The following is a 24071-nucleotide window of genomic DNA, read 5'->3' as shown; positions in this document are numbered from 1 at the left end:
TTTGTATTTCAATGCTGGGGTTCTGCTGGTTTCATGGCTTCGAATTCGGCAATGATTTCCTTCATCTTGCGATTTGACTCTTCACCCTTCTTTTTGATATAGTCACCGAACCGATCATATTCTTCCAATAAATATTGCTGGTCGGACTCTGACGAAGCTTGATAGCACGCAAGCCACGCATCGTTGGCTTCCTTGATGGATGCCTCCGTGTTCGCGTCGTATAAAGCTTTTATGATTTGTTCTTTTTCCATCGCTCTTTTCGTTATTGATTCAATTGCTTCAGCATATTTTTCAAGGTTTTAATATCGTCATCAAGACTACTTAGCCTATCCAGAAAGTAATTCTGAACCTCCTCTGATAGCTTGCCGACGACTGCCAGACTGCGCATCCGAATTTTTATCTGACCTTGTTCAATAATCTTTTCTGCAATCAAATGCCTGATCTTTTCCTTCATAAATGCTAATAGCGTGTGTAAATGGTCTTGAAATAACCCCTCCCGAGCTCTAAGTCATTGTCAGGGCAGATTTATCAATGCTGGGATTGTGCCTGTTTCATGGCTTCGAACTCAGCCATAACTTGTTTAAATTCCTCATGCGATTCGTCGCACTTGGCGATTACCCATCGGCTAAATTTTTTCATTTCATTTCCCAGATATTCCTTGTCCTCTTGTGAAGAAGATTTGTAAAGATCCGCCCAGTCCTCACCTGCTTTGTCAATAGCTTCCAGTGTTTCTGCGTTATACAATGCCTGTACCACCGCTTCTTTTTCCATTAGTTTTCCGGTCATTGTTTCAATTGTTTTAACACACTTTCTAAGATTTCAATTTCTTCATCGAGGCGTCGTAAGCGATCCAGAAGAAGATCTAATTCTTCGTCGGAGTGGCGGCCCGCTTCCATCATTCTGCGGATGGATGTTTTTACAAAACCTTTCTGAATAACCTTCCCGGCAATCAAATGCCTGATTTTTTCCTTCATAAGTACTGATAGTGCATGTGATTCTTATCGAAATTTAATCATATTTCCCCTTCAAATCAACCTGCTTCAAATCGCCGGATGGTGACAATTTCCCAAAACTCCATTTCGTAATTCCCGAAACATCAGGTATTTTTATAACGTTTTTGGATTTATCTGCATCATCAAAAATTCGTTTTGAAACAATTCCCTATCGTGAGATCTGCGTGGTGTGCTGCGGTTCTTTTTACCTCCCTTTCATTTCAAGGTTTTAGTCAAGTTGTTGATTCACTGGTGGTTGTTAATCCCGACAGCGCTTATGCGGCGCTTTCGGAAACGGAAAGGCGCTTTTCGCGTAATGCCGTGGCCGGGGTGCAGGCTGCCGACGGGCTCGAAGCGACGCTCTTCGCTTCCGAACCGAATGTGATCAACCCCATCAATATCGACGTCGATCACCGTGGCCGCGTGTGGGCCTGCGAGGCGTTCAATTACCGGCCTGCCGTGAACGGCAAGTCGGAGCTGGGGCAGGGCGACCGGATCGTGATCATGGAGGACAAGGACGGCGACGGTAAGGCGGATGTCACGAAGGTTTTTTACCAGGGACCGGAGCTCAATGCGCCCTTGGGCATCTGGGTGATGGGCAACAAGGCCATCGTGTCGCAAAGTCCGTATGTGTGGCTTTTTACAGACACTAACGGCGACGACAAGGCTGATAAAAAAGAAATCCTTTTCAAAGGCATAGGAGGCGCGCAGAATGACGCCGGCATTCACGCATTCGTGTTTGGACCGGATGGTAAGTTTTACTTCAACTACGGTAACGCAGGCCGGCAACTCGTGGACGGACAGGACCGCCCGCTGCTCGATAAGTACGAGCGGCCGATCGATTTCAGGCAGTTCAAGCAAGGCGTGGTTTTCCGCTGCGAGCAGGATTTTACCAAAGTCGAGATCATGGCCGAGAATTTCCGGAATGGCTGGGAAGTGGCTGTGGATAGCTATGGCACCATGTGGCAGTCGGACCAGGAGGAGCCCGGCAATGGCGGCGACCGCGTATCGTATGTGATGGAGAATGGGAATTTTGGGTATGTGGATGAAATGACGGGTGCAAGCTGGCGTCTTAACCGCACCAATCTCGAAGACGAAATTCCCCGCCGCCACTGGCATCAGAATGATCCGGGTGTCGTTCCTGATTTGCTGGAAACCGGTTCGGGTTTTCCAATGGGTATGACGATCTATGAAGGTGACCTGCTGCCGCGGCGCTATTGGGACCAGATATTGCTGGCGGATGCAGGCCAGGGCTACGTAAGCGCATTTCCGGTGCAAACTGATGGCGCCGGCTACAAATCGACCGGCATTCTGCCCATTCTGGAAGGTAAGCGCGATAAATGGTTCAGGCCGACGGACGTTTGCGTGGCACCGGATGGGTCCCTCATCATCTCCGATTGGTACGATCCTGTGGTAGGGTCGCACAAAATGAAGGACCGGAGCCGCGGCCGCATTTTCCGAGTGGCGCCTACGGGCACTCCGTACAAGATCCCGGTTTTCGACCTGTCCATTCCCGAGCAGGCTGTGAAAGCATTGCAGAGCCCCAACCTGTCGCAGCGCTACCTGGCCTGGAATGCCTGTGTGAGCCACGGCTGGGCCGCAGAGCCTTTTTTAGAAGAACTGTTCAGGCAGTATAATGGTAACCCGAAGCTGCGTGCGAGGGCGTTGTGGGTGCTGAACCGTATCGAAGGTTTCAATTACCGTAACCTGGACATTGGCTTCCGCGAGCTGAACCCCAACCTGCGCATTACCGCATTGCGCGCCGTACGCCAGCGCAACAGCGACCCCACCGAGTATATCAAGCGCCTCACGTCCGACCGCGATCCGCAGGTTCGCCGCGAGTGTGCATTGGCCATTAACCATAACCACACCTACGAAGCATTGGATGTGTGGCTGCAATTGGCAAAACAATACAAAGGAAACGACCGCTGGACGGTGGAAGCGCTCAGCATCGGCGCCTACGACCAGTGGGAGCGGCTCTTCCCGGCATGGCTCGAAAGGGCCGGTGCCAAACCCTGGACTACCGACGCCGGAAAGGACATTATCTGGCTGGCCCGCACGCGCAAAGCCATTCCATACCTGAGTGAGCTGGCCGCCGATACATCGGTGAGTTTCAAAAGCAGGCTCCGGTATTTCCGCTCGTTCGACTTTTTTCATGCGGGTTATGAGAAAACCCAGGCATTGCTGAGCGTGCTCAACGTGCCGTCTTCCGACCGGATTGAAGTGAGTAAGCTGGCATTGCTGCATTTGGATAAATCATTTGTAACCAACTCCCAGCAAGGCCGCACGGCGCTGAGTAAATTGCTCGACGAAACCTACGGCACCGAGCATTATATCGACCTTATGACCCGCTACGAGCTGGAATCGGAGAACGATCGGCTGCTGAAACTGGCTTTGGACAAATCCGACGAAGTGATAGGCCGCGACGCGGGAGGGTTGCTGCTGGAGCAGGGCGGGATTACCTACCTGACCCAGAAACTTGCGGGAATGAATGAGTCAAAAAAATCGGCATTGCTGGCGTCCATCCAGACTGTGGGCAGCTCAGAATCGATTTACTTGCTGCGATCCACCGTTTTGAACAGCGACGAATCGCCGAATGTCCGTAAGAACGCGGCGCGCTACCTCGGCGCGAGCTGGCCCGGCGAAGAGGCGGTGGTGAAGCTGCTCGTCAACAACCAGGTCGACGGTGAGGTGAAGGAAGCGGCATTGGAAGGCGTGAAGAATGCATTCCGTGAGGAGATCAAGGCACAACTGGCTCCCTACCTGCCCAAGCCGCCTGTGGAAGAAGTAGCAACCAAGCCTGCGGATGAATCCAAAAGCAGCAAGAAAGAACGCCGCAAACGCAGAAAAAACCGGTAGGATGAAGATAGCGGAGCGATTTTGGGGTAAATTTCCAGGCTATACAGCTTTACCATCTGAAACGAAAACACTAAAACATTTATGCTCCGCAGAAATTTTGTAAAATCTACCCTTGGTTTGACGGGTGCCGCAGTTGCAGCAGGAGATGCATTCGCGTCGGCTCCCATGGCTAAAAACAAGTTTAAGCTCAAATATGCTTCCCACTTCGGCATGTTCCAGAATAGCGCCGGAAAGGATGTGATCGACCAGCTTAAATTTATGGCGGATCAGGGGTTTATGGCATTGGAAGACAATGGCATGATGGGCCGTCCGGTGGAGCAACAGGAGGCCATTGCCAAGGAAATGACCCGGTTGGGCATGGAAATGGGCGTGTTTGTGGTAGATAAGGGCGGTAATGGCGCCAATACGCTCGCCGCAGGCAAAAAAGAATATATCGACATTTTCCTTAATGGCTGCAAGAAAGCAGTGGAAGTAGCGAAGCGCGTCAATGCGAAATGGATGACCGTCGTTCCGGGTGATTTTGAAAGAAACCTGCCGATAGGCGTGCAAACCGGCAACGTGATCGACGCACTGCGCCGTGGTGCCGAAATCCTCGAACCGCACGGACTCGTAATGGTGCTCGAACCACTGAGCGACTCCCCGAATTTGTTCCTGAGAACGTCAGATCAGACCTACGAAATCTGCCGCGGCGTGAACAGCAAGTCGTGCAAGATCCTGTACGATATTTACCACATGCAGAAAAACGAAGGCCGCCTGCTTTACAATATCGACCAGACGTGGAGCGAGATTGACTATTTCCAGATCGGCGACGAACCCGGCCGCAAGGAGCCCACAACCGGTGAGATCAACTACAAGAATGTCTTCAAATATATCTACGACCGCAGCAAGAAAGAAGGCAAGTCGTTCATCATGGGAATGGAGCACGGCAACTCGAAACAAGGCAAAGAGGGCGAAGAAGCGCTGATCAGGGCGTATGTTGAGAGTGACAGTTTTGCGATATAGGAACCTAAGCTATCGGCCGTCGGCTTTCGGCTTTTAGACTTGGTTTTGGATTTTAACATAAAAACGCGGCGAGTATCTTTAACTCACCGCGTTTTTTGCATTCAGCCGACAGCCGACAGCTGACAGCCGACTTAAAGAACAACTACCGAATTCTCGGTTGCGTCCACGCCCGCAGGTACGTATTTGTCTGCTTCCCAGTCGTTTTCCCATTTCTCTCCGTCGAGAATGTAGCGGAATTGATATTCTCCGGCACCCAATTCCAGGCTGGTTTTGAATGAACCGTCTTTCTGTTTTTTCAATGCAATGGCTTCCTCTGGGTTCCAGCCATTGAACTCGCCTACGAGGGCAACTTTCTTCGCTTCTGACGCCGCCTCAGCAGGAACTGTAAACGTTACTTTGTAAACAGACTTACTTTTTACAAACTGTTTTGTTAATGCCATAACTGGTAGTGTTAATTGGTTGATGGCTCAAAGATACAATCAAAAATTCGTCAAATCAATGAATATCAATATCCTGAATGATTGTGATCTTTGAAAAGTTATATAATAACATTTTTGGCGACATTTTTTGCTGCCTTGGGCCGATGTCATCTTAATGTATAACGCAGCCCGGCAAATGCCCTGATACCCTGGTTGGGCGCGTAAACGTACGACGGATCGAACGTCAGTCGGTACGGATTGTCAGGTGTGGCAATAACCTGGCCCTGCCCGTCGAACTGCACGTTTTTGTCGAACGGATCGTTCGCGCGGGCGATCGAATTGGCGGGTGGAGTAAAATTGAGCAGGTTTTTGACGCCTCCGTAAACTTCCAGTCCATTGTTGAATTTTTTGGTGAGCTGGATATTCTGCAAAGACCATACCGGAGAATTGGCCGCGCGCGGATCTTCCTCGCTGAGAACCGGCAGACGCATGGGGCCATAAATGTTTCCGGTGTAGTCAACCGAAAGCCCGGCTTTCTGGATTTCGTACGAAAACGACCACGTGCCGGTGAACTTTTCGGTAAGTACCGGCCTGAAACGCACGCCGTTCTCTTTCTGAAAATTGTCCATGTATGTCCCGCCGGCGATGATTTTGAGCGGGAATGGGAAGTTGAAATCGAGGTTCAGGCTAATGCCTTTGGAAACGGCATACCCGTTGAGATTGTCGTAAATGATCTGGTTCGGATTGGTATCGTAATCGGGGAGAATGCGGTTTGTGAAGTGTGTATAAAATACCGATGCGTCGAATCCGATGAACGAATTGCCCGTTACGATTTTCTTGACCAGGTTGATATTCGCGTTCCAACTTTGCTCGGGTTTCAATTCCTCTTTCAGGATCACATCCCGCGAGCCGGTCAATGCGGCGTGGTCTTCGGTGAACAGGTTCACGATCCGGAAACCGCGACCGACATTCAGCCTCACCACGTCCGTCTGGTTAAATTTGTATTTGTATGCGGCCCTTGGCGTGAATATGCTTCCGTGGCGGCTGTTGTAATCGTATCGCGCGCCCAGCAACACCGAATGCGGCCCGGTTTTGATTTCGTCCTGAATGAATATGCCCGGCAGGTAAATTTTGTCGGCATGGTCGTGGCCATCGGCATAGCGCGTGGCGGGCGTGTTGTCATTGTAAAACGTGTAGCGGAACGGCGTTCCCATCAGCAAGCTGTGCTTCCCGATTTCCTTATCCCACAAAAGCTGCGCGAAGGCGATCTTCTGGTCGGCCACAAATGGCACATTTCCGTAGGCCGAGTTCTGGTTATGCGAGCTGAAGGAGTATTGCAGCGTCACTTTTTCGCTGAGCGGGAGCTGGTAGTTCCCGAGCAATTCAAATCGTTTGGTATAAATGCTTTCACCATAAATTTCATCACCGCCGCGGTAGGAGCGGTCCCACTGCATTTGCCCGCCCCAGCGATCTTCATAGTAATAGCGGGCGGCAATGTTGGCCTGGCGGTCGTCTTTGAGCTTGAACGACCATTTGTTGAATATCGAAATGCGGTTCTGGAGCGTCAGGTCGGTGAATCCGTCCTTATTGTTGTCGATCGGGTTCTGGTAGTTGAAATAATTGATGCCGAGCAATGAGCTGCTCTTTTCGCCCGGTGTGAATTTCACGCCGAGGTCCACATTATAGTCGCGCCAGGTGGTGCTGAACACGTCGGCCGAAAACACCGGCGCTTTCAACGGATTTTTAGTAATAATATTAATGAGGCCACCTACCGCTTCCGAACCGTATAGGGTAGACGCCGGTCCTTTCACGATTTCCACGCGATCGATCAGGCTGTTTGGAATACCCGAAAGTCCATAAACCGTCGACAGTCCGCTTACCATCGGCATTCCGTCGATGAGCACCATGGTGTACGGGCCTTCCAGTCCGTTAATGTGGATGTCGCCCGTGTTGCAAACGTTACAGTTGAGCTGTGGCCGCACGCCATTCACATAGCTCAATCCTTCGAAAATGCTCGGAACGGGGTTTTTGTAGATGAATTTAGAAGTAATAATGTCAACCGGCACTGGGCTGTCGAGTTTGGAAACTTCTTTCATTGTGCCCGTCACTACCACTTCGTCGAGGGAATTGGCACCCGATTTCAGGACGAAATCCCTGACGATATTGCGTTCGATTTTTACATTCTTCTCGGTGACTGTCGGCATCGACACAAAACTGACCCTTACCGTATAGGTGCCCTTCGGAATGCCGGTGATGAGATAATTCCCGGCGGTATCCGCGGTGGCACCCGTTTTTAGTTCCTGGATATAAACCGACGCGCCCAGCGCGGGTTCGGCTTGCCCTTCGAGCGATACTTTGCCGGAAAGCGTAAACTGTGCAAATGCATGAGACGTCAGGAAGCTGAGTAAGAATAGTATGCGTAACTTCATAGCATGGCCGAATTATTAATTTTCTTTCATCTGAATATAAATTTAGACAAACCTAAAAATAAAACTTGATATATGGAAATTAAAAATTCGGTTACTTTTCAAAATTTTGGGGAAACTAACTTCGGTACAGCATTGGTTAAGGCTACTGTGAATGCAGAATTTGTATAAACCAATTTTAACCCACTATGCTTAAAAGATTTCTGAAACCGATCCAACTGCCCGCATCGGTGGATTGGGCTGTGTTGATCCTGCGCGTAGGGATTTCCTGCCTTATGCTCACACACGGCTACGCGAAGCTAACCAATTTCCTCGGCGGCGACCATTCATTTGCCGATCCGATCGGGATAGGCGAGGAGCTTTCGTACGTGCTCACGATCTTCGCCGAATTCGGCTGCTCCATTCTGCTCATCCTCGGGCTGGGCTCGCGTGCGGCATTGCTGGCGCTCATTTTCACGATGGCGGTCGTCGTTTTCATCGTGCATGGTCCCGATCCGTTCGATAAGAAGGAGCACGGGCTGCTGTTTCTCTTTGCGTACATCGCCCTGTTTCTCACCGGGCCGGGCCGGTTTTCGGTGGATAGCCGGCTTTATCGCTAAGTATCACAAGTATCAAACAAAACAATTATGAATTGGGGGAATTCACCCACGCGCATGAAAGTCGTTTTAATTAGAGACCAATCTATCAAACGACATGGCAGTAGTAGAATTCCCCCAGCTCATAGCCCGAGGTTGTGGCCTGGATGTACACAAAGATACAGTAGTTGCTTCAATCAAAGGGACGGGAATCCAGGAAGAAACCCGGACCTTCGCCACCTTCACCAGAGACCTGGAAGATTTGTCGCATTGGCTTGAAGGCCATCAGATTACCCACATCGCTATGGAGAGTACGGGCGTTTACTGGCGGCCTGTGTATTATGTTTTGGAAGGCCGCTTTGAGATCATTTTGGTTAATGCCCGTCATATCAAGAACGTTCCCGGCCACAAAACTGATAAAAAGGACTCCGAATGGATCGCCAAGCTGCTGTTGAGCGGACTTCTTCGGCACAGCTTTGTCCCGGAAGGATGGGTGCGGGAGATAAGGACATTGCTACGCCACCGTAAGAAGCTTGTCAATGAGCGTAGCCGGGAGAAAAATCGGTTACAGAATATTCTGGAAGATGCCAACATCAAGCTCGGCAGCGTGGTTAGCGATGTGTTTTCCAAAACCGGACAGGGGATCGTAGATCTGCTTATGGAAGGAATTACTGACCCCGTGGTTCTCTCAAACCAGGCCAAAGGTTCGCTGGTAAATAAAAAGCAGGTTTTACAACAGGCGCTTTACGGCCGGTTCTGTGAGCGTCACCGCTTTATGTTAAAGTTGCTCACACAGACAATGGGCGCCCTGGAAAAGCTCATCGAACAACTTGACCAGCAGATTGAACTTTGCCTGGCCGGTAAGCAGGCCGAGCTCGCACTACTGCAAACCATCCCAGGCGTATCCAGGCAATCAGCTATTGGTATCGTTTCCGAGATCGGTCTGGACATGTCCCAGTTTATCTCAGACAAGCACCTGGCTTCTTGGGCAGGGGTATGCCCAGGCAACAACGAGAGTGCAGGAAAAGTAAGATCGGCAAGGACCACCCATGGCAACACCTATTTGAAAACAACATTGATCGAAGCAGCCTGGGCGGCAAGCCATACGATGAATACCTACCTGTCATTCAAGTACCACAAGCTCACCCAAAGACGGGGAAAGAAGAAAGCGGCAATGGCGATTGCCCACCACATACTCACAGCATCATACCATATCCTCCGGGATAAATTACCTTACAAGGAACCAGCCCTGAGACCAGAAATCCTGATCGAAAGAAGGAAAGCTGAAATCCAACGGTTAGAAAACCGCGTAAGGAAGTTGAAAATATTAGCGTCCCAATAGAAAGGTCGAGGCTTTTTTTGGTGGACTATACCCCGTAAACAAAACTGATAACAGACGCTAAGCACCCACAGCTGTTGCCATAGAGCACGTAGAAAAAATTTTTCTCTAAGAGGAAAAGCGCTTACATCGATCTGTGATCATCGGATTACTTTGTCTATACGGGTTTAGAAAAGACTTTCAGAAAAAAATGCCTTCCGTCACAGGAAGGCATTTTTGTTTGATAAAAACTATTGCGACCATTTGGTGGGCTTCCGGTCCCAGCGGTGGGTTTTCAGCTGCTCGGCCACGGCGGCATCGAGCGCGGTGCCGTCGCTCACGGCCACATTCGCGCGCACATTGGCGAGCCTGCGCATGCCGGGGATGGTGGTATGCACGTCGGGGTTGTTGAGGATAAATCGCAATGCGAGCTCGGCCATCGTCATGCCTTCGGGAATGTCGGTGCGGAGTGCCTCGGCGCGGTCCACGCTGGCATTCAGGTTTTCGGGCACGAAATATGTCGAGCGCCAGTCGTCGGCCGGAAATTTCGTCTCTTTCGTCAATGTTCCGGTAAGCGTGCCTTCGTCGAATGGTACGCGGGCGATCACGCCGATGTCGAGCTTACGGCAAAGCGGGAACAGGTTATCTTCCGGGGCCTGGTCAAAAATGTTGTAAATCACCTGCACGGCGTCGATCAGCCCGGTTTCAAGCGTTTTGAGTGCATTATCCGGCTCCCAGCGGTTGATACTGATGCCCCAGGCGGCAACTTTTCCTTCTCGGGTCAGTTTCTGAATGGCTTCTTTCCATTCGTCTTCGTGCGCCCAGGCGTCTTCCCATACGTGGAATTGCAGTAGGTCGATCTGTTCCAGGCCGAGGTTTTGCAGACTTTTTTCCGTGTATTCAACAATGTAATCGGCCGGAAACACGTCTTTCAGTGCGTATTCCGGGCGCGATGGCCATTGGCGGTTCTTCGGTGGGATTTTCGTGGCCGCGTACAGCTTCTTGTCGGGATTGCGCTTGATGAGGTCGCCGAGGATGCGTTCGCTCAGCCCTTCGCCGTAGCCCCAGGCGGTATCGAAAAAATTGACACCGGATGCCACCGCAAGGTCGAGGGAATCGTCCGTTTCCTTGCGATCGGAGCCGGTCCAGCCCGCGAGCCCCCACATTCCGTAACCTACTTCGCTGACTTCCCAGCCAGTGCGTCCAAAACGACGTTTTTGCATTGTAATCTGATTTTAGTGTTTGACCAATAAAGAACTTCTGTGCATTTATTTAACATAGATCGGATACCTTTGCAAGACTTTTTTATTAGTGAGCCTCCTCGCTATCCGTTCTCAAAAATAGGGTTTAAGTGAAAGAAATAGGGTTGATTAACGCATTGTTGATGACAGTTAAGAGAATTGCAGGGATTGTGTTGGTGATCTGTATCGCAGGTTTGACAAACGAGAGCGAATCCTCCGATAAATTTGCGGAATATTGCCGGACTTTTCACCAGGTGCAAATCGACATCCGCGATGGCACCATCAGCCCCGATTCCGCCCGGAATGCATTCGGCGCCGTGATGCGGGCCATCCGCGCGGAGTTCCGGCGCGACACCTGCCGCTCGATCGACTCTTCCTATTTTGTATATCCCGTCAAATCCTACCAGCCACGCGAGTCCATCGGTTCGCGGGGCCGCGGCTACCGGGCCAATGGTTTCGATCTTTTCGACAGGGAAGTGTCGGGCAGCCACCCCGCGCAGGACCTGTTCGTGCGGGACAAAGACCAGGACGTGCTCGACGACCGCACCTGGCAGCCGATCGACGTGCTCGCATTCACTTCGGGCATTGTGCTGGCCACGGAAACGAGCTGGAAATACGACAGCGAATACCGCGGCGGCAACTGGATCTGGATTTACGATCCCTGTCTCGACGGCCTTTTCTACTACGCACACAACAACATCGTGGAAGTGCAGCCCGGGCAGTGGGTCAATGCCGGGGATAAAATTTCCGAAATGGGCAGGAGCGGCTACAATGCTTATCAGAAGCGCTCGCCTACGCATTTGCATTTAATGTACCTCGCCCTCGATGCCGACGGCCTGCCGATTCCGGAAAATACTTATGAATGGCTCAAACAGTCGGTTGTGAAAGATGCCTGGGAGTAGGATAATTGGGTTTGAAGTAGATATTCAATATATTGTACTTCACTCCATTACTATTCCTTAAACAAAATTTTATGAACAACCGCCGTTCCTTTTTCCGGAAGAGTGCCGCCCTGGGGATGGGCGCTTTCGGGATCGACAGCCTTTTCAACCAGCTCCACGCAGCGCAATTTCTAGAAGCAGAACAAAGCTGGAACCCTGCCAGCGACAGCAATGAAGAATACTGGTCGGTGATCCAGGACGCCTACACCGCCAGCAAAAGCGAAATCATTATCCTCAACAACGGGGGCGTTTCGCCCTCGCCCATCGTGGTGCAGGAGGCTTTGGACAAATACAACAAAGCTGCCGCGCAGGGACCTTCCTATTATATGTGGCGCATTATGGACAAAGGACGCGAGCCGCTCCGCCAGCGCCTCGCGAAGCTTGCGGGAACCGACGCCGAGGAAATCGCGATCAACCGCAATGCGACCGAGGCATTGAATACTATCATTTTCGGACTGCCGCTTCAAAAAGGCGATGAGGTGATCGGCACGTTGCAGGACTATCCCAACATGGTGCAGGCCTGGAAACAGCGGCAAATGCGCGACGGCGTCGTCTATAAGCAACTATCATTCGATTTCCCGATTGAAAACGACGAGCAGATCGTGAAGGCATATGCCGATGCGATCACGCCGCGGACTAAAATCATTCACGTCACGCACATTATCAACTGGGTCGGGCAGATTATGCCGGTGAAGAAGATCGCGCAGATGGCACATGCCAAGGGCATTGAGGTCGTGTGCGACGGCGCCCACACGTTCGGCTTACTGGATTACAAAATCCCCGACCTCGAATGCGACTACTTCGGCACCAGCCTGCACAAGTTCCTGAGTGCGCCGGTAGGCAGCGGGATGATGTGGATCAAAAAGGACAAGATCGAAAAGATTTGGCCGCTCCTATGCAACAGCGAGCCGAAAAGCGGCAATATCCGAAAATTCGAGACGCTCGGCACGCGCAGTTTTCCCATCGAGCAGGCGATAGGCGAGGCGATTAATTTTCAGGAAGGGATCGGCAACAAGCGAAAGCAGGACCGTATCCATTATCTCAAAAAATACTGGGCCGAAAAGGCCGCTCAAATTCCGGGCGTGAAAATCCACACTTCGCTGAAACCGGAATTTTCATGTGCCATAGCCGGCGTGAGCATCGAAGGCATGAAGCCCGAAGAGGTCGACGCCAGGCTGATTAAAGATTTTAAAATCCACACGGTAGGCATCAATTGGGAAAATATCCATTGCGTGCGCGTGACGCCGCACGTGTACACGAAGCTGACCGATCTTGACAGGCTCGTCGATGCCCTCGGGAAAATCGCCAAGAAAGCGTAATCTTTTTTAATATAAATGTACATTGGGCATAGCCGGATTATCAGCCGGTTGTGCTCAATTTTTTTTGCCGCCTGTAATTTCCCTGGTTTCCAATATCCATCCCTGGCGCCACTGGCACGATTCATGGGGATGCTGCGGCTTAAATCCATTATTTTTGAAAAAATCCTCAACTGAAAGCCAATATGACACAGTTACGAAAAGGTACTTTTATCAAAAAGGTGAAAGATATCAGCATGGGCGGCGCGCTGGCGCTCGCGCTGCTGTCGGGCACCGCGCTCGTGTCCTGTTCTTCGAACGACGATGAATCGGAATACAGTTATGAAGAAACCTCGTACGGAAAAGGAATCCGTTCACACATTAAGGAGGTGAGTCCGGGCGAGTTCAAGATCATCAATGAAGAAAATGTCCCGGCCGATAGCTCCCTGGCGATCGTCTCTTACCTCGACGGCCACAAAGACACACTGAACCCCATGGCCGCCAAGGCGCTCATCGACGAGGAGATCAGGGCGAACCCGCATATGGGTTATCACAGTGGGCTTTCCAGCATGCTGCTGTACGGCGGAATGGGCTATCTGCTCGGCCGCAACTCGTCTTTTTCGTACATGAACAATTACCGCAACAGAATGGACATGGATCGGAGCCGGTCATTTTACGCCAACCCCGGCGCGTGGGCGAGCTCGCGCAGCGCGGCTTTGGGTGTGGAATCGTCGCGCTCGGTGCGGACGGTTACGACCAGGCCGGCGGGAGGCCGCAAAGGCTTTTTCGGAAGATCGTCGGGACGTAGCGGCGGGTAGGAGGTAAAATAAGGCCTCCTGAAAGCATCAACATTAAACTCCAACAATGGTAAATCTTAAATCTTTACCCAATCCGCCGCAGGCTGCATTGCAGAAAGCAGGCTGGGATTGGGCGCTCGGCACCGACACGGCTCCTTATGTGGTGAATGATATGGTGGTCGTAACCGCGCAGCAAGCCGAGAGCTACTACGAAGCCGCCGGTACATTATACGATATGCTGATCGAAGCGGGCCAGCATGCGATCGACCACAATCTGCTGGGGAAAATGGGTATCCCGGAAAACCTGGCCGAGCTGATCAGGCTCTCCTGGAACGACGACCGGCAAATTCATCTCTACGGTCGTTTCGACCTCGCGGGAGGCTTTGACGACGAGCCTGTGAAACTCATCGAGTTCAATGCCGATACCGCTACTTGCATTCCTGAAACGGCCGTAGTGCAATGGGCGCACCTGCGCATGAACGGCATGGATGAATCGAATCAGTTCAACACCCTGTTCGAAACGCTGGTGGGCCAGTTTGTTTATTTGAAAGAACAAAACGCCGATCTGACGCCCTCGATGCTGTTTTCGACCATGCGTGGCTATCCCGAGGACGATACCAATGTAGCCGTGCTCATGGAAGCTGCCAAAGAAGCGGGCTTCGACGTGGAATTCACCTATATCGACGACGTAGAGTTTTCTAATGGCGAAGGGATTTTTTACCAGGAACCGGAGCACGGGCATTTCGTCCGGTTTGATTACTGGTTCAAATTGGTGCCGTGGGAACATATCGGTGCCGGCGAGCCGGAATTGGCGGCTATGCTTACGGAGATCGTGAAAAACAGGAAGGCGGTTATCCTGAACCCGGCCTACACGTTGCTGTTTCAATCCAAATACATTCTTAACATCCTGTGGGAGCTTTATCCCTACCATCCGCTGCTGCTGGAAACCGGCCCGCATGCATTGCCCGGCAAAAAATCAGTAAGCAAAGTGCTGCTGGGCCGCGAGGGCGCCAATGTGGTGATCCACGACGAAAACGGCACGGCGCTGGAAGCAGCGGCGGGGGAGTATGACGACCAGGCCCGTATTTTCCAGGAGTACACAGCCCTGCCGACGGATGCAAGCGGCAGTACCTACCAGGCCGGTGTGTTCTATGCCGGCGAGGCATGCGGATTGGGTTTTCGGAGAGGCGGGAAGATTTTGGACAACACCGCCCAATTTGTGGGGCATGTGGTGGAGGATTGAAATACGTAAATTTACTTGGCTGTGAATCAGCTTTTTACCGAAGGATCATTGAATCTACCGTTTACTAATCATTTTGCTGAAATGTCGGGACGTGCAGCGAAGTTTGTGAAGGTTTTAGCACGCGCCGCTGGTATGAAAGTTTTAAGGAAGCAGGAAACTTCGCCAGTAGTTGCACATATTCATCGATCCTTAATTCTTAAAGAAATTAGTCATGATTCACGAAAAAATTTTCCAGTTAAAAAGCGGCAGGGAGGTCAAGGTTGTCGTTAAAAGTTACTTTCTACATGATAACCCGTTACGCGACACGGAATATGAGATACTGATCCGGGAGCCCAAAGAAAAATACTTCCGTGCACCGATCGGCATCAACCATCCGCAATACTGGAAAATGAAGCGTTCAGGCGCACAGCAGGCGAGAATTTTGTTAATGGAATACAGCGGGATCACGCAGCGCCAGGTCAATCAGGCCATTGCGGAATTTAACCGAATATTGAGTTATCCGCCTGCACACATCGGTTTGCAATTTGAAAGCGAGCTGGTGTAATTGAAAAATTGAGAGGAGAACACGTTAGATAAAAAGGGAGTATTTTTTCACACACTGTTGACGGGCATGGCCGGACTTGCAAAAGTCTGGCCATTGCCCGTTTCTTTTTTAGGTACAAATGCGTGCATTCATGTGACCGATCGCGGAAATTGCTAACTTATGCGGATAGCACATTGTTTCCGGATTTTATGAAGTCAAAAGGTCTGTTAATCGTTGCGACGCTGGCAATCATTGCCTCCGCCGGATTTTATCTGATGCGGTATACTTCTATTTTTAAGCCTGAGACCGCTGCGGCCGACGACAAGAATGCCGTATTTTCGGAGCAAGCGGTTGGGTACATTCACCGGAGCGATTCACTGGGCGTCACCACGCCGCCGCTGCAACACATTTCCATTCAACTTAGCCCTAATACTACCGAAAAGGCGCTGACCGCCGCCTTGAAAGTGCCCGTTACGAGCGAAAACTTGCTGGTAACAGTCGTGGCAGGGCAGGAGGGAGCGCTGGGAAAGGTAACCGACGGGCAGTTCGACGACGTGCTGCAAACGCTCTGCCGCCTTTTACCAAAAACAAGCCACATTTACCTGCGCTGGGACCCAGATATGGAGGTGCCCGTGCAGCGCTATTCATGGCAATACCAGGCTCCGGTCGATTATATCAATGCATTCAGGCATGTAGCCAAAGTCTGCCGCAGCGCCATGCCCTCGATTCAAATCATGTGGTCACCAGCAGGTTACCCCGGAACCGAGGAATACTGGCCGGGCGCTGATGTGGTCGACGCGATCGGTATTTCGGTGAATGGGCAGAGCGAGCTGGCCGCGACGGCATATCCGCAGGAGCCTGACACACAGAAGTTGCTTCGCAGAAAGCTGATCCGGACGAGGTTCATGAACAAGCCCATTTGGGTGGTCGCCAGCGGCACGGACAGCACCGTGCAGGTCCTCCAAAATGACCTGAAAGCGGTTGTGCGGGATATCAAACGGGATTCCGTGTGGCTTTTTCAGGATTTCGCGATCGGCACGCCTGAGGGCCGTAAGCCCGGCGCGGCCCCCTTGTTGGGCGTTTATGATCCGAAACTGGCGCTTACCGGGTCCAAAAATGTGACTGTCGAGCATTTATTTGTGGATCTCGAAAACATTCAGTCCGGCGCTTTCGAAAAGGACTTCAATGCCGTGCTCCAACGGGGACACCAGGCGATCGTGACCGTGGAGCCCTGGCGCGACGGCAAGGTAAGAAAGGATTCCTCGGTGCTGATGAACACGATAGCAGGCGTTTATGATGAAGAATTTAAGTCATTGTTTCAAACAATTTCCAAAACAGAGCGCCCGGTGTATGTCCGGTTTGCGCATGAAATGGAAATCCCGATCCACCGGTATCCCTGGCAAAGTCAGGAGCCGGTTTTGTATATCCGGGCTTTCCGGCATTTTATGGAGCTGGGCAGCTGGGTCAAAAACATGAAAAGGGTGTGGGGCCCGGCGGGCGACAGGGGCTCTATGGAATGGTACCCGGGCGGCGATGTGGTCGATATGGTCAGCATAGCCATTTACGGCCTGCCTGATAAAAACATCACCGATCCCAACAAACAGGAATCTTTCGAAACGATCTTCAACCGCAAAATATGGCGTATGCGTTTCGCGTCAAAGCCCATGCTTATTACGGAATTTGGGGTAAAAGGACCGGAAGATTACCAAAGCGGGTGGATGGAAAAGGCAGCGCGGGTAGTGGCGGCGCATCGGGAGGTAGTAGGCGCGTGCTACTTCAATCTGGCGGATAACCCGGCCGTGTGGGGCGACATTCCTGCGCCTGATTGGGGCATTAGTCACAAAACTTTCAGCCGCTTTGCAGAAGTGCTCAAAAATGCTCAGTGAGCAGGTCCTACTACCGGTTCTAGCGGCGTATTCAGTGGGGAATCAACGATTTCAGTAATCACATTACCCTGGATTACATACAAATACAGCCGGTATAACGAGGGATGCCTCGGAATGGTCAAAGCGAGTCGCGGCCCGGTGCCTGCATCGGTCATCTCCACGAGGTTGTCGAATCCGTCCGTTCTCACAAGTTTCCACTCAAATCGCGGCCCTTTTTGCGATGCGGCCGCCATTTCCCACTTTTCGTTCTGCCATTTTATGGCGTGATAGTCGAGTGTTGTGCCCTCAAAAGTGCCCAGTGCAGGGCGCAGTATCCTGAAACTTGCCACCGGCTCCGGCGGTTTCCCTTTTCCCCAAATCGACTGCAACACCTGCAATGGGCGCTTGGGCCGCCCGGCGTAGTCGTACAGGCCGTCGAGGCTCACGTGTGCGAAGATCTTTTCGTCCTGCCAGTTGGAAATGAACGTTCCTGCAAGCGGTTGCTGCATTTGGGAGAATGCAGACACACTTATGTAGGAAAAATAGAATGGCATGCCGAGCCTGCGCAGTGCCGGTGCGTCGGGCTGCTGATGCGGGTCTTCCACCACCAGCCCGAATGCATCGATCGCCGGAGCGACGCGCTTGATCAGGTAAGCGATGCGGAATGCTTCATCGGTTAACTCGATATCCGTCGTGAGCGGCCGCTTGTCGTCAACCTTCTTGATTGCCGCGCTGAGGTTTTTGAGCCAATACAAAAACTGCCGCTGCTCCCCGGTGCTTTCGGCGCGGCGATGCCGCTGGATGGCCGCATTGCCGATGTTCCAGGAAACAATGTGCGCATGATGGTTCAGCCGTCGGACGGTGGCGAGTATTTTGGCCGCCAGGTCGTCCGCTTCTTCTTTATCCCGGATGAAATCCAGCGCTTCGGGTATCCAGAATGTGTAATGCACGCGGATACCCGCCTGCCGCGTCGCTTTCAGCACATTGTAATCGTAAATACCCGGTCCAAAATGCCGGATCGCATTGATGCCGGTTTGCTGCATAAGCGTGATATCAGCTTCGAGTTCCCTCTTCGTGAATGCAGGATACCGGCGCGACCAGTTGTGGCCTTTCGTGTAATTAACCCCGCGCTCGCCCGGGAAAAATGGTACGCCAGCTTGTTTGGCATCGGCCTGCCGCGGTTCCTGGATGCCCATCGCACGGAAAAGTGCGGGCATATCAGGACGTTTAGCGGGTTTAATGCCGGCGAGGCTGCGTGCATACTGCTCGTTTTCGCGTGCAACCGCGAGCTGGTGTTCCAATTGGGGATTAAAACGCCGGAAATAGATAATAGTGCTGATAACGAGAACGGTGAGCAGGAAAGCCGACGTCCTTACGCCGCTGTAAACCCGCCGGCGCAGAATCCAGAAATTGCCTTTCAACTCTTTAATAGCCCTGAAAACGGTATTCATCAGGGGCGATGTGACGGAAAGCTCACGGATTTGCTGCTGACGGCTGGCGGCGATGTTGAAGCACATAAAAAAGCAGTTCAACCCCGCGAAACCGGCCATGATAAGGTTATAGGGGTTAAGATCCTGATAGAGTCCATACACGATCGCGAGCATTGAAATACCCAATACTACCAGATTGGGTACATTCAACGGCCAGTTGTTGGCTTCGTTGCCGTCCTTAGGCGTAGGTACATACGGGATTTTTTTGCCTGAAATCGTGTACAGCACGCCCAGAATGAATATCCACCAGGTCCCGATCATCAGCAAGCCACCCACCACATGAAATCCGCGTTCTTCATCCTCCATCACCCACCATTGCACGAAATGCCGGATCAAAACGATGCAGGAAACCATCGGAAGGATAACGAGCCCGAAATCGGCGAGGTCGAAATGCATGGGACTTACGCCCAGCACGAGCGCTATTGCGGGAATCAGGAAGTTGATCAGGAAAATGAAGCCCGACAGGTAATGCAGCGGAATTGTGCCATAATGAATGCGCTGACTCCAAGTGAACTTCGTGAACAGCCTCGGATAAACATGAACGAAAAGGTCAAACACCCCGCGCGACCATTTGAGCTGTTGCTTGTAGTAAGCCGAAAGCGTAGACGGAACCAGCCCGCGTGCCAGCACCGCCGGCACATACACCGATTTCCATCCTTTCGCGTGCAGCTGCATGGAGGTGTGCATGTCCTCGGCCAGCCCCGCCGCATGCCCGCCGATCGAGTCCAGTGCCGTGCGCCGGAACGTGCAGTTTGCACCAATGGCCAGCACGGTGCCATAATGATTCATGGTCATCATCATCGGGCCGTAAAACTGGTATGTTTGCTGGGCGGCACCTTTGGCGATCAGTCCTTCGTCGTGATTTTTATAAGCCTGTACAATCTGGACGTAGCCGATTTCCGGATTATCGAAATGCGAAACAATCGGGTCCAGGAAATCGGGGAAAGGTACGTGGTCGGGGTCGAGGACTACGCAAAGTTCTCCATTCGAGATGCGCAATGCGTTATTGATGTTCCCGGCTTTGGCATTCGTTTTCTCAATGCGCGTGACGTGATGCACGCCCAGGCGTGCGCAAACGTCGCGCAGGTAAGGATCATCGGCCTCGTCGCACAGGTAACTCTCGTGCGGATAGGTAATGGCCTGCATTGCGGTAAGCGTTTCGATAATCATCTCGTAAGGCTCTCCGGCGCAGAAGGTTGTGAAAATATCCACGGTGTAACTGCGCGTGGGTGGTGGCGTGGGCGGAACGGTTATGTAGAGGTAATGGTACCATTCGTGCAGCACTTTCAGGCAGGTGAAAACGAACGTCACCACCAGCATCCAGTACAACGGCGCATAGCCGCGGACCGCCGGTGACAGCACGCTGAACAGGAAAAACCCCATCGAAATCAAGCCGAAGAAGATCATCAGCCGCAGCATGATCAGCTGCTTGCGGGTGGGCGGCTTTACGTACAGCGCTTGCTTCATGGAGGTGATACTACGTAAAAGGGGGTGTTGCACGAGGCAAAATGCCCATTATCGTCATAAATAGTGGCAAAAATGCGGTAAGGGCCTTCTTTCTGTGGCGCAGCGAACGTGAAGCGGAGATCATCCCCCGCGTTGTTCACGGTGGTGAGCGGTATCAATTTACGTGTGCTGTTGAGCTGATTCTGACGGTACCAGTCTTCACGGAATAATTGCCACCGGATAGACCGTATGTTACCATGGCCTTCAAAAAGCAGCACTTCGGCCGAAGCCTGGCCTGCCGGGTTGAGCAAAATGTTGTCCCGCGCGCCCTGGCTGTTCAGCAGCATGTATTTGATCTCCGGGTAAACGGCAGACGACCGCCTGCCCGTCCAGATGGCCTGCATGGTGGCTACGGCCTCGGAGGAGCTGCCGTTTTCATCGAATATGCTGAACCAAGTTTGTGTCGTTTCCTGCTTGTTGCCCCAGAAGAAAACGCACGCACCCAGAAACCGCGGGTCTTCCACCGGCATATGCTGCTTGAAGCGCTGCTGGTAAATCTCCGCCTTCTTTTTACTGGTATCTTCAATATATGCACCCCAGGCTGTTTGCTCGGTCCCTTGCCAGGGGCCGTTAATGCCCCATTCGAGCAGCATGTAGGGGCCATTCCAAAGCCACGCGAGTTCATCGAGGTTTTCGCGCAGCAATGGGAGCGTGCTGAAAATGTTGAAAGAGATCAGGTCGATATCGCAGCGGAAGCGGATGTTGGCTATGTATTTCGGGTTGAAATTCAGGATGGTGGTCGTAACGGGATGGTCGGGATCTTCCCGGTGGATCATTTCCGTGAGGTCGTTGAAAGCGCTATAAAAGTCTTTGTACATCCATTTGTACGGAAAGTCGAGCTCGTTGCCCAGGCACCACATCAGCACCGCCGGGTGGCTTTTGTACCGGTTCACTAGCGCTTGCATGGTGCGGTGGCGCTCGCGGTTAAGTTCAGGATTGTTGTAAAACGAAATGTCGCTGCTGTTGGGTAGCGGAAGACCTACCACCACGGCCAGGCCATTCTGCTGCGCGCTGTCCAGCACCTGCCCAAGGTGGGTCGTGTCCCAGGTGCGGAGCGTGTTCCCGCCGGCCTCGCGAAGCTCACGGAAATGTGTCGATCCGCCGGCACCTTTGATGTAAAATGGCTTACCGTCCCGGATCACAACATAACGGCCATCGCGCTGGTCGATATGCACTTTGCCTGACCTGTTTGCAGGTTGTTCACCCAAACAGCCGGATAGCGCTGGCAAAAGCATCAGAGCCAGCAAAAACGCGGGCAAATGGTTGCTGAACAAGGCGAGATCGGTTAGTTACCGGTAGGTATTAGTGGGTGAAAATAAGATAAAAATGGTGGGATATTCAAATTATCCGGCAAAACCGTATGACATTAAACGAAGCCGCACGCGCTTCCGCCGCAGGGGCTGGTGGAATAAGTTATGGGGCAAAGCGATTAAATATGCTGCGAAAAGTAGTTTTAATGGCATCAGTCCTAAATCATTCAAATTCTGCCGGTAAAAATGAACACTTTCGAGAATCAGGTAGCTGTCATCACGGGTGCAGCTTCGGGTTTGGGCCTTGTGATCGCCCATAAATTACTCCGCGACGGCGCGAATGTTGCACTGCTGGACCTGAATGCAGAAGCATTGAAAACTGAATTTACCGGCCATGCCGAACGACAAGAGCTCATCGGCGTGGATGTGACGGACGAAAAGCTCGTCGCGGAAGCTGTTGTGCAGGCGGCGAAGCGTTTCGGGAAGATCGACATCCTCATTAACTGTGCGGGCATTACGGGTGCCACCAATCTCAAAAGCCATGAGGTGGACACGGTCAATTTGCAAAAGGTATTCGATGTCAACTTCATGGCCAGTTTTTACACCGCAAAAGCGGTGCTTCCCTATATGCTGAGGAACAATTACGGTCGGATTCTGCACATTGCTTCCATTGCCGGCAAGGAGGGCAACGCCGGTATGCTGGCCTACTCGGCATCGAAGGCGGCGGTGATTGGTATGACCAAAGTGCAGGGTAAGGAATATGCCGAAACGGGCATCACCGTTAATGCATTGGCGCCGGCGGTGATCCGGACCCCGCTGGTGGACGCGATGCCCGAAGCGCAGGTGAAGTACATGACCGATAAAATACCGATGAAACGCTGCGGCACGCTCGAAGAAGCCGCGAACATGGCCGCATTCATCGTGTCCCCGGAAAACAGCTTCACCACCGGCTTCGCATTCGACCTTTCAGGCGGCAGGGCTACTTACTAGCTGCTTCGGGCGTGCCTGCGGGCATTACGACTGTTTTTCCAGCTCGATGAAATCCTGCCGCGCGGGCGTAAAGCAATCAATCACCCTGCATTCCGTGCGCGCGACTGCGGAATGCGGTGCGTGCGGGGGAATGTGGGCCGTCATACCGGGCGTGAGCAGCAGCGTTTCACCGTCGATGGTAAATTCGAGCTGGCCTTCCAGCACATGGCACCATTGTTCGTGAAAATGGCTGTGCTCGGGCAGCACCGTTCCGCCTTCGATGGTGAAATGGCCGAAAGTTTGTTGTTCCGAATGGCTGAGCGTGCCGTAAATCCCGTCCCAGATTTTGACTACTTTATTGGTTTTGAAATTGACAAAAGGCATTGTGTTACTATGTTGGTAGGCTTGATGATCGCAAACAGTAGTTTGCCGGAGATTATTTCAACGGAATATCTGACAGAAAAGATCACCCTGCGCTAAAATTTTTGTGCATTGCCCCTCACATTTCTCCACCATTTCAATACATTTGTGTAAACCTCGAAAATTTCAATATTTCAACATTGTACAGGATCATTTCCATATTGTTGCTGGGGCTGCTGCTTTATAATATGGTAGGCTATTCGATAGTTTACCTGACGGAGGAGCGCTATACCATTGCTTCATCGGAAAAGGGTCTTGTGGAGCAGGCGGCAGGTTCCGCGGATATTCTCATCAAAGTTCCCGTGGCAGTTCCCTACCAGACCGACTGGGATGCGCCGGAGCCGGTAGAGGGGCAGATTGAGCATGAGGGCCAGTTTTATCAGATGAAAACCCGGCAGCTGATCAATGACACATTGTACGTGCATTGTGAGTTCGATCAGAATGCGCGTGAGCGCTTCACGGACCTGGTCTCGAAAATCAACGATCAGGTTACTGGTCAATCGTCTAACCCTCAGAGCGACACGCATTCCAGTATTTTAAAGCACTTTCTGAAAGAATATATGTCCGCAGGCCGTCAGCATTTGTTTTATGTGCTGGAATGGGAGCCATCCCATCACGCGGCGTGCCGGCTTCCCGTCAGATCTATTTTGCCTGAGAGATATTCCTCTATTCCATCCCCGCCGCCAGACCTGGCTTAGCGACTCATTCCGCTTTTCCTTATTTATTATTTCCCAAAACTGCCCGTGCATTTCACATGCTCGTACGTATATGCTTTCATATATGCATCAGCGTGGTCGATGAGTAAACCTGAGACAAGGTGCTGATTGCAGCATTTTTCAACCGCTACATCGACGGGCCGGGTACATGCGCGCTTAATGTGCATCAAATCCGCCGTTGGGGGAAATATATTGATTTTACGAATTATCATAGGTTAATATAT

Annotated in this window: 22 protein-coding genes; 12 read left to right on the top strand and 10 right to left on the bottom strand. The window is 51.9% G+C overall.

Annotated elements, in window-relative coordinates; all coding sequences use genetic code 11:
* Nucleotides 1-8: 8 nt before the first annotated feature.
* From DFER_RS15130 to DFER_RS15115, 4 genes are all read right to left on the bottom strand, one after another.
* Complete coding sequence (locus DFER_RS15130) at nt 9-251, bottom strand: hypothetical protein (RefSeq protein WP_015812522.1); 243 nt, start codon at nt 249-251, stop codon at nt 9-11.
* 11 nt (nt 252-262) lie between these two features.
* Nucleotides 263-454 carry a hypothetical protein gene (locus tag DFER_RS15125; protein WP_015812521.1) on the bottom strand — a complete coding sequence of 64 codons (192 nt, stop codon included), beginning with the start codon at nt 452-454 and terminating at the stop codon, nt 263-265.
* Between the two features lie 74 nt (nt 455-528).
* The gene (locus tag DFER_RS15120) at nt 529-786 is read right to left on the bottom strand and encodes a hypothetical protein (protein WP_015812520.1); all 258 of its coding nucleotides are present in this window, start codon (nt 784-786) and stop codon (nt 529-531) included.
* Nucleotides 783-974, bottom strand: coding sequence for a hypothetical protein (locus tag DFER_RS15115; protein WP_015812519.1), 192 nt, complete (start codon nt 972-974; stop codon nt 783-785). Before DFER_RS15115 ends, DFER_RS15120 begins: the two co-directional genes overlap by 4 nt.
* 174 nt (nt 975-1148) lie before the next feature.
* Here DFER_RS15115 and DFER_RS15110 point away from each other — a divergent pair, with 174 nt between their 5' ends.
* On the top strand, nt 1149-3851 hold the full coding sequence (locus DFER_RS15110; RefSeq protein WP_229206010.1) for a PVC-type heme-binding CxxCH protein: 2703 nt from the start codon (nt 1149-1151) through the stop codon (nt 3849-3851).
* An 81-nt stretch (nt 3852-3932) separates the two neighbouring features.
* On the top strand, nt 3933-4853 hold the full coding sequence (locus tag DFER_RS15105) for a hydroxypyruvate isomerase family protein (protein ID WP_015812517.1): 921 nt from the start codon (nt 3933-3935) through the stop codon (nt 4851-4853).
* A 131-nt stretch (nt 4854-4984) separates the two neighbouring features.
* Here the strand turns inward: DFER_RS15105 and DFER_RS15100 are convergent, their stop codons facing one another.
* Together DFER_RS15100 and DFER_RS15095 are read right to left on the bottom strand one after the other, a co-directional pair.
* Complete coding sequence (locus tag DFER_RS15100) at nt 4985-5293, bottom strand: isoamylase early set domain-containing protein (protein WP_015812516.1); 309 nt, start codon at nt 5291-5293, stop codon at nt 4985-4987.
* Nucleotides 5294-5439: 146 nt separating this feature from the next.
* Entirely contained in the window at nt 5440-7701 is a 2262-nt protein-coding gene (locus DFER_RS15095) for a TonB-dependent receptor (RefSeq protein ID WP_015812515.1), read from the bottom strand.
* Nucleotides 7702-7886: 185 nt separating this feature from the next.
* Here DFER_RS15095 and DFER_RS15090 point away from each other — a divergent pair, with 185 nt between their 5' ends.
* Entirely contained in the window at nt 7887-8297 is a 411-nt protein-coding gene (locus tag DFER_RS15090) for a DoxX family protein (protein ID WP_015812514.1), read from the top strand.
* A gap of 94 nt (nt 8298-8391) precedes the next feature.
* A complete protein-coding gene (locus DFER_RS15085) occupies nt 8392-9615 on the top strand; it encodes an IS110 family RNA-guided transposase (protein WP_015810681.1) in 1224 nt (407 codons plus the stop codon).
* 227 nt (nt 9616-9842) lie between these two features.
* On the opposite strand, the gene DFER_RS15080 is transcribed toward DFER_RS15085, so the two are convergent.
* Nucleotides 9843-10814, bottom strand: a complete 972-nt coding sequence (locus DFER_RS15080; RefSeq protein WP_015812513.1) for an aldo/keto reductase — start codon at nt 10812-10814, stop codon at nt 9843-9845.
* A gap of 161 nt (nt 10815-10975) precedes the next feature.
* Here DFER_RS15080 and DFER_RS15075 point away from each other — a divergent pair, with 161 nt between their 5' ends.
* From DFER_RS15075 to DFER_RS15050, 6 genes are all read left to right on the top strand, one after another.
* The gene (locus DFER_RS15075) at nt 10976-11734 is read left to right on the top strand and encodes a M23 family metallopeptidase (RefSeq protein ID WP_015812512.1); all 759 of its coding nucleotides are present in this window, start codon (nt 10976-10978) and stop codon (nt 11732-11734) included.
* Between the two features lie 71 nt (nt 11735-11805).
* Nucleotides 11806-13092: an aminotransferase class V-fold PLP-dependent enzyme gene (locus tag DFER_RS15070; RefSeq protein WP_015812511.1), complete on the top strand. Its 1287-nt coding sequence runs from the start codon at nt 11806-11808 to the stop codon at nt 13090-13092.
* A gap of 182 nt (nt 13093-13274) precedes the next feature.
* Nucleotides 13275-13886 carry a Cj0371 family chemotaxis-regulating polar lipoprotein gene (locus tag DFER_RS15065; protein WP_015812510.1) on the top strand — a complete coding sequence of 204 codons (612 nt, stop codon included), beginning with the start codon at nt 13275-13277 and terminating at the stop codon, nt 13884-13886.
* Between the two features lie 46 nt (nt 13887-13932).
* On the top strand, nt 13933-15108 hold the full coding sequence (locus tag DFER_RS15060) for a glutathionylspermidine synthase family protein (RefSeq protein WP_015812509.1): 1176 nt from the start codon (nt 13933-13935) through the stop codon (nt 15106-15108).
* Between the two features lie 211 nt (nt 15109-15319).
* Complete coding sequence (locus tag DFER_RS15055; protein ID WP_015812508.1) at nt 15320-15652, top strand: hypothetical protein; 333 nt, start codon at nt 15320-15322, stop codon at nt 15650-15652.
* A 188-nt stretch (nt 15653-15840) separates the two neighbouring features.
* Nucleotides 15841-17517, top strand: a complete 1677-nt coding sequence (locus tag DFER_RS15050) for a glycoside hydrolase family 26 protein (protein WP_015812507.1) — start codon at nt 15841-15843, stop codon at nt 17515-17517.
* Here DFER_RS15050 and DFER_RS15045 read toward each other — a convergent pair.
* The gene (locus tag DFER_RS15045; RefSeq protein WP_015812506.1) at nt 17511-20453 is read right to left on the bottom strand and encodes a glycosyltransferase family 2 protein; all 2943 of its coding nucleotides are present in this window, start codon (nt 20451-20453) and stop codon (nt 17511-17513) included. The two genes, DFER_RS15050 and DFER_RS15045, sit on opposite strands and share 7 nt — an antisense overlap.
* Nucleotides 20450-21766, bottom strand: coding sequence for a glycoside hydrolase family 2 TIM barrel-domain containing protein (locus tag DFER_RS15040; RefSeq protein WP_041735160.1), 1317 nt, complete (start codon nt 21764-21766; stop codon nt 20450-20452). Before DFER_RS15040 ends, DFER_RS15045 begins: the two co-directional genes overlap by 4 nt.
* 222 nt (nt 21767-21988) lie before the next feature.
* Here DFER_RS15040 and DFER_RS15035 point away from each other — a divergent pair, with 222 nt between their 5' ends.
* Entirely contained in the window at nt 21989-22732 is a 744-nt protein-coding gene (locus tag DFER_RS15035) for an SDR family NAD(P)-dependent oxidoreductase (protein WP_015812504.1), read from the top strand.
* 24 nt (nt 22733-22756) lie between these two features.
* On the opposite strand, the gene DFER_RS15030 is transcribed toward DFER_RS15035, so the two are convergent.
* The gene (locus DFER_RS15030; protein WP_015812503.1) at nt 22757-23095 is read right to left on the bottom strand and encodes a cupin domain-containing protein; all 339 of its coding nucleotides are present in this window, start codon (nt 23093-23095) and stop codon (nt 22757-22759) included.
* Nucleotides 23096-23271: 176 nt separating this feature from the next.
* Between DFER_RS15030 and DFER_RS15025 the strand changes: the two genes are divergently transcribed.
* Nucleotides 23272-23829: a hypothetical protein gene (locus DFER_RS15025; protein WP_041735158.1), complete on the top strand. Its 558-nt coding sequence runs from the start codon at nt 23272-23274 to the stop codon at nt 23827-23829.
* The last annotated feature ends 242 nt before the right edge of the window (nt 23830-24071 follow it).

This window comes from Dyadobacter fermentans DSM 18053 (assembly GCF_000023125.1).
In the GTDB taxonomy this organism is placed as follows: Bacteria; Bacteroidota; Bacteroidia; order Cytophagales; family Spirosomataceae; genus Dyadobacter; species Dyadobacter fermentans.
Note: the sequence above shows the minus strand (reverse complement) of the source record. Positions and strands in the feature narration are given on the sequence as shown.

Coding starts and splice junctions, on each gene's coding strand:
- DFER_RS15065 (WP_015812510.1), top strand. CDS start 13,275: ATGACACAGTTACGAAAAGGTACTTTTATCAAAAAGGTGAAAGATATC.
- DFER_RS15055 (WP_015812508.1), top strand. CDS start 15,320: ATGATTCACGAAAAAATTTTCCAGTTAAAAAGCGGCAGGGAGGTCAAG.
- DFER_RS15085 (WP_015810681.1), top strand. CDS start 8,392: ATGGCAGTAGTAGAATTCCCCCAGCTCATAGCCCGAGGTTGTGGCCTG.
- DFER_RS15080 (WP_015812513.1), bottom strand. CDS start 10,814: ATGCAAAAACGTCGTTTTGGACGCACTGGCTGGGAAGTCAGCGAAGTA.
- DFER_RS15035 (WP_015812504.1), top strand. CDS start 21,989: ATGAACACTTTCGAGAATCAGGTAGCTGTCATCACGGGTGCAGCTTCG.
- DFER_RS15120 (WP_015812520.1), bottom strand. CDS start 786: ATGACCGGAAAACTAATGGAAAAAGAAGCGGTGGTACAGGCATTGTAT.
- DFER_RS15115 (WP_015812519.1), bottom strand. CDS start 974: ATGAAGGAAAAAATCAGGCATTTGATTGCCGGGAAGGTTATTCAGAAA.
- DFER_RS15090 (WP_015812514.1), top strand. CDS start 7,887: ATGCTTAAAAGATTTCTGAAACCGATCCAACTGCCCGCATCGGTGGAT.
- DFER_RS15125 (WP_015812521.1), bottom strand. CDS start 454: ATGAAGGAAAAGATCAGGCATTTGATTGCAGAAAAGATTATTGAACAA.
- DFER_RS15045 (WP_015812506.1), bottom strand. CDS start 20,453: ATGAAGCAAGCGCTGTACGTAAAGCCGCCCACCCGCAAGCAGCTGATC.
- DFER_RS15130 (WP_015812522.1), bottom strand. CDS start 251: ATGGAAAAAGAACAAATCATAAAAGCTTTATACGACGCGAACACGGAG.
- DFER_RS15070 (WP_015812511.1), top strand. CDS start 11,806: ATGAACAACCGCCGTTCCTTTTTCCGGAAGAGTGCCGCCCTGGGGATG.
- DFER_RS15095 (WP_015812515.1), bottom strand. CDS start 7,701: ATGAAGTTACGCATACTATTCTTACTCAGCTTCCTGACGTCTCATGCA.
- DFER_RS15050 (WP_015812507.1), top strand. CDS start 15,841: ATGAAGTCAAAAGGTCTGTTAATCGTTGCGACGCTGGCAATCATTGCC.
- DFER_RS15060 (WP_015812509.1), top strand. CDS start 13,933: ATGGTAAATCTTAAATCTTTACCCAATCCGCCGCAGGCTGCATTGCAG.
- DFER_RS15105 (WP_015812517.1), top strand. CDS start 3,933: ATGCTCCGCAGAAATTTTGTAAAATCTACCCTTGGTTTGACGGGTGCC.
- DFER_RS15030 (WP_015812503.1), bottom strand. CDS start 23,095: ATGCCTTTTGTCAATTTCAAAACCAATAAAGTAGTCAAAATCTGGGAC.
- DFER_RS15100 (WP_015812516.1), bottom strand. CDS start 5,293: ATGGCATTAACAAAACAGTTTGTAAAAAGTAAGTCTGTTTACAAAGTA.
- DFER_RS15075 (WP_015812512.1), top strand. CDS start 10,976: ATGACAGTTAAGAGAATTGCAGGGATTGTGTTGGTGATCTGTATCGCA.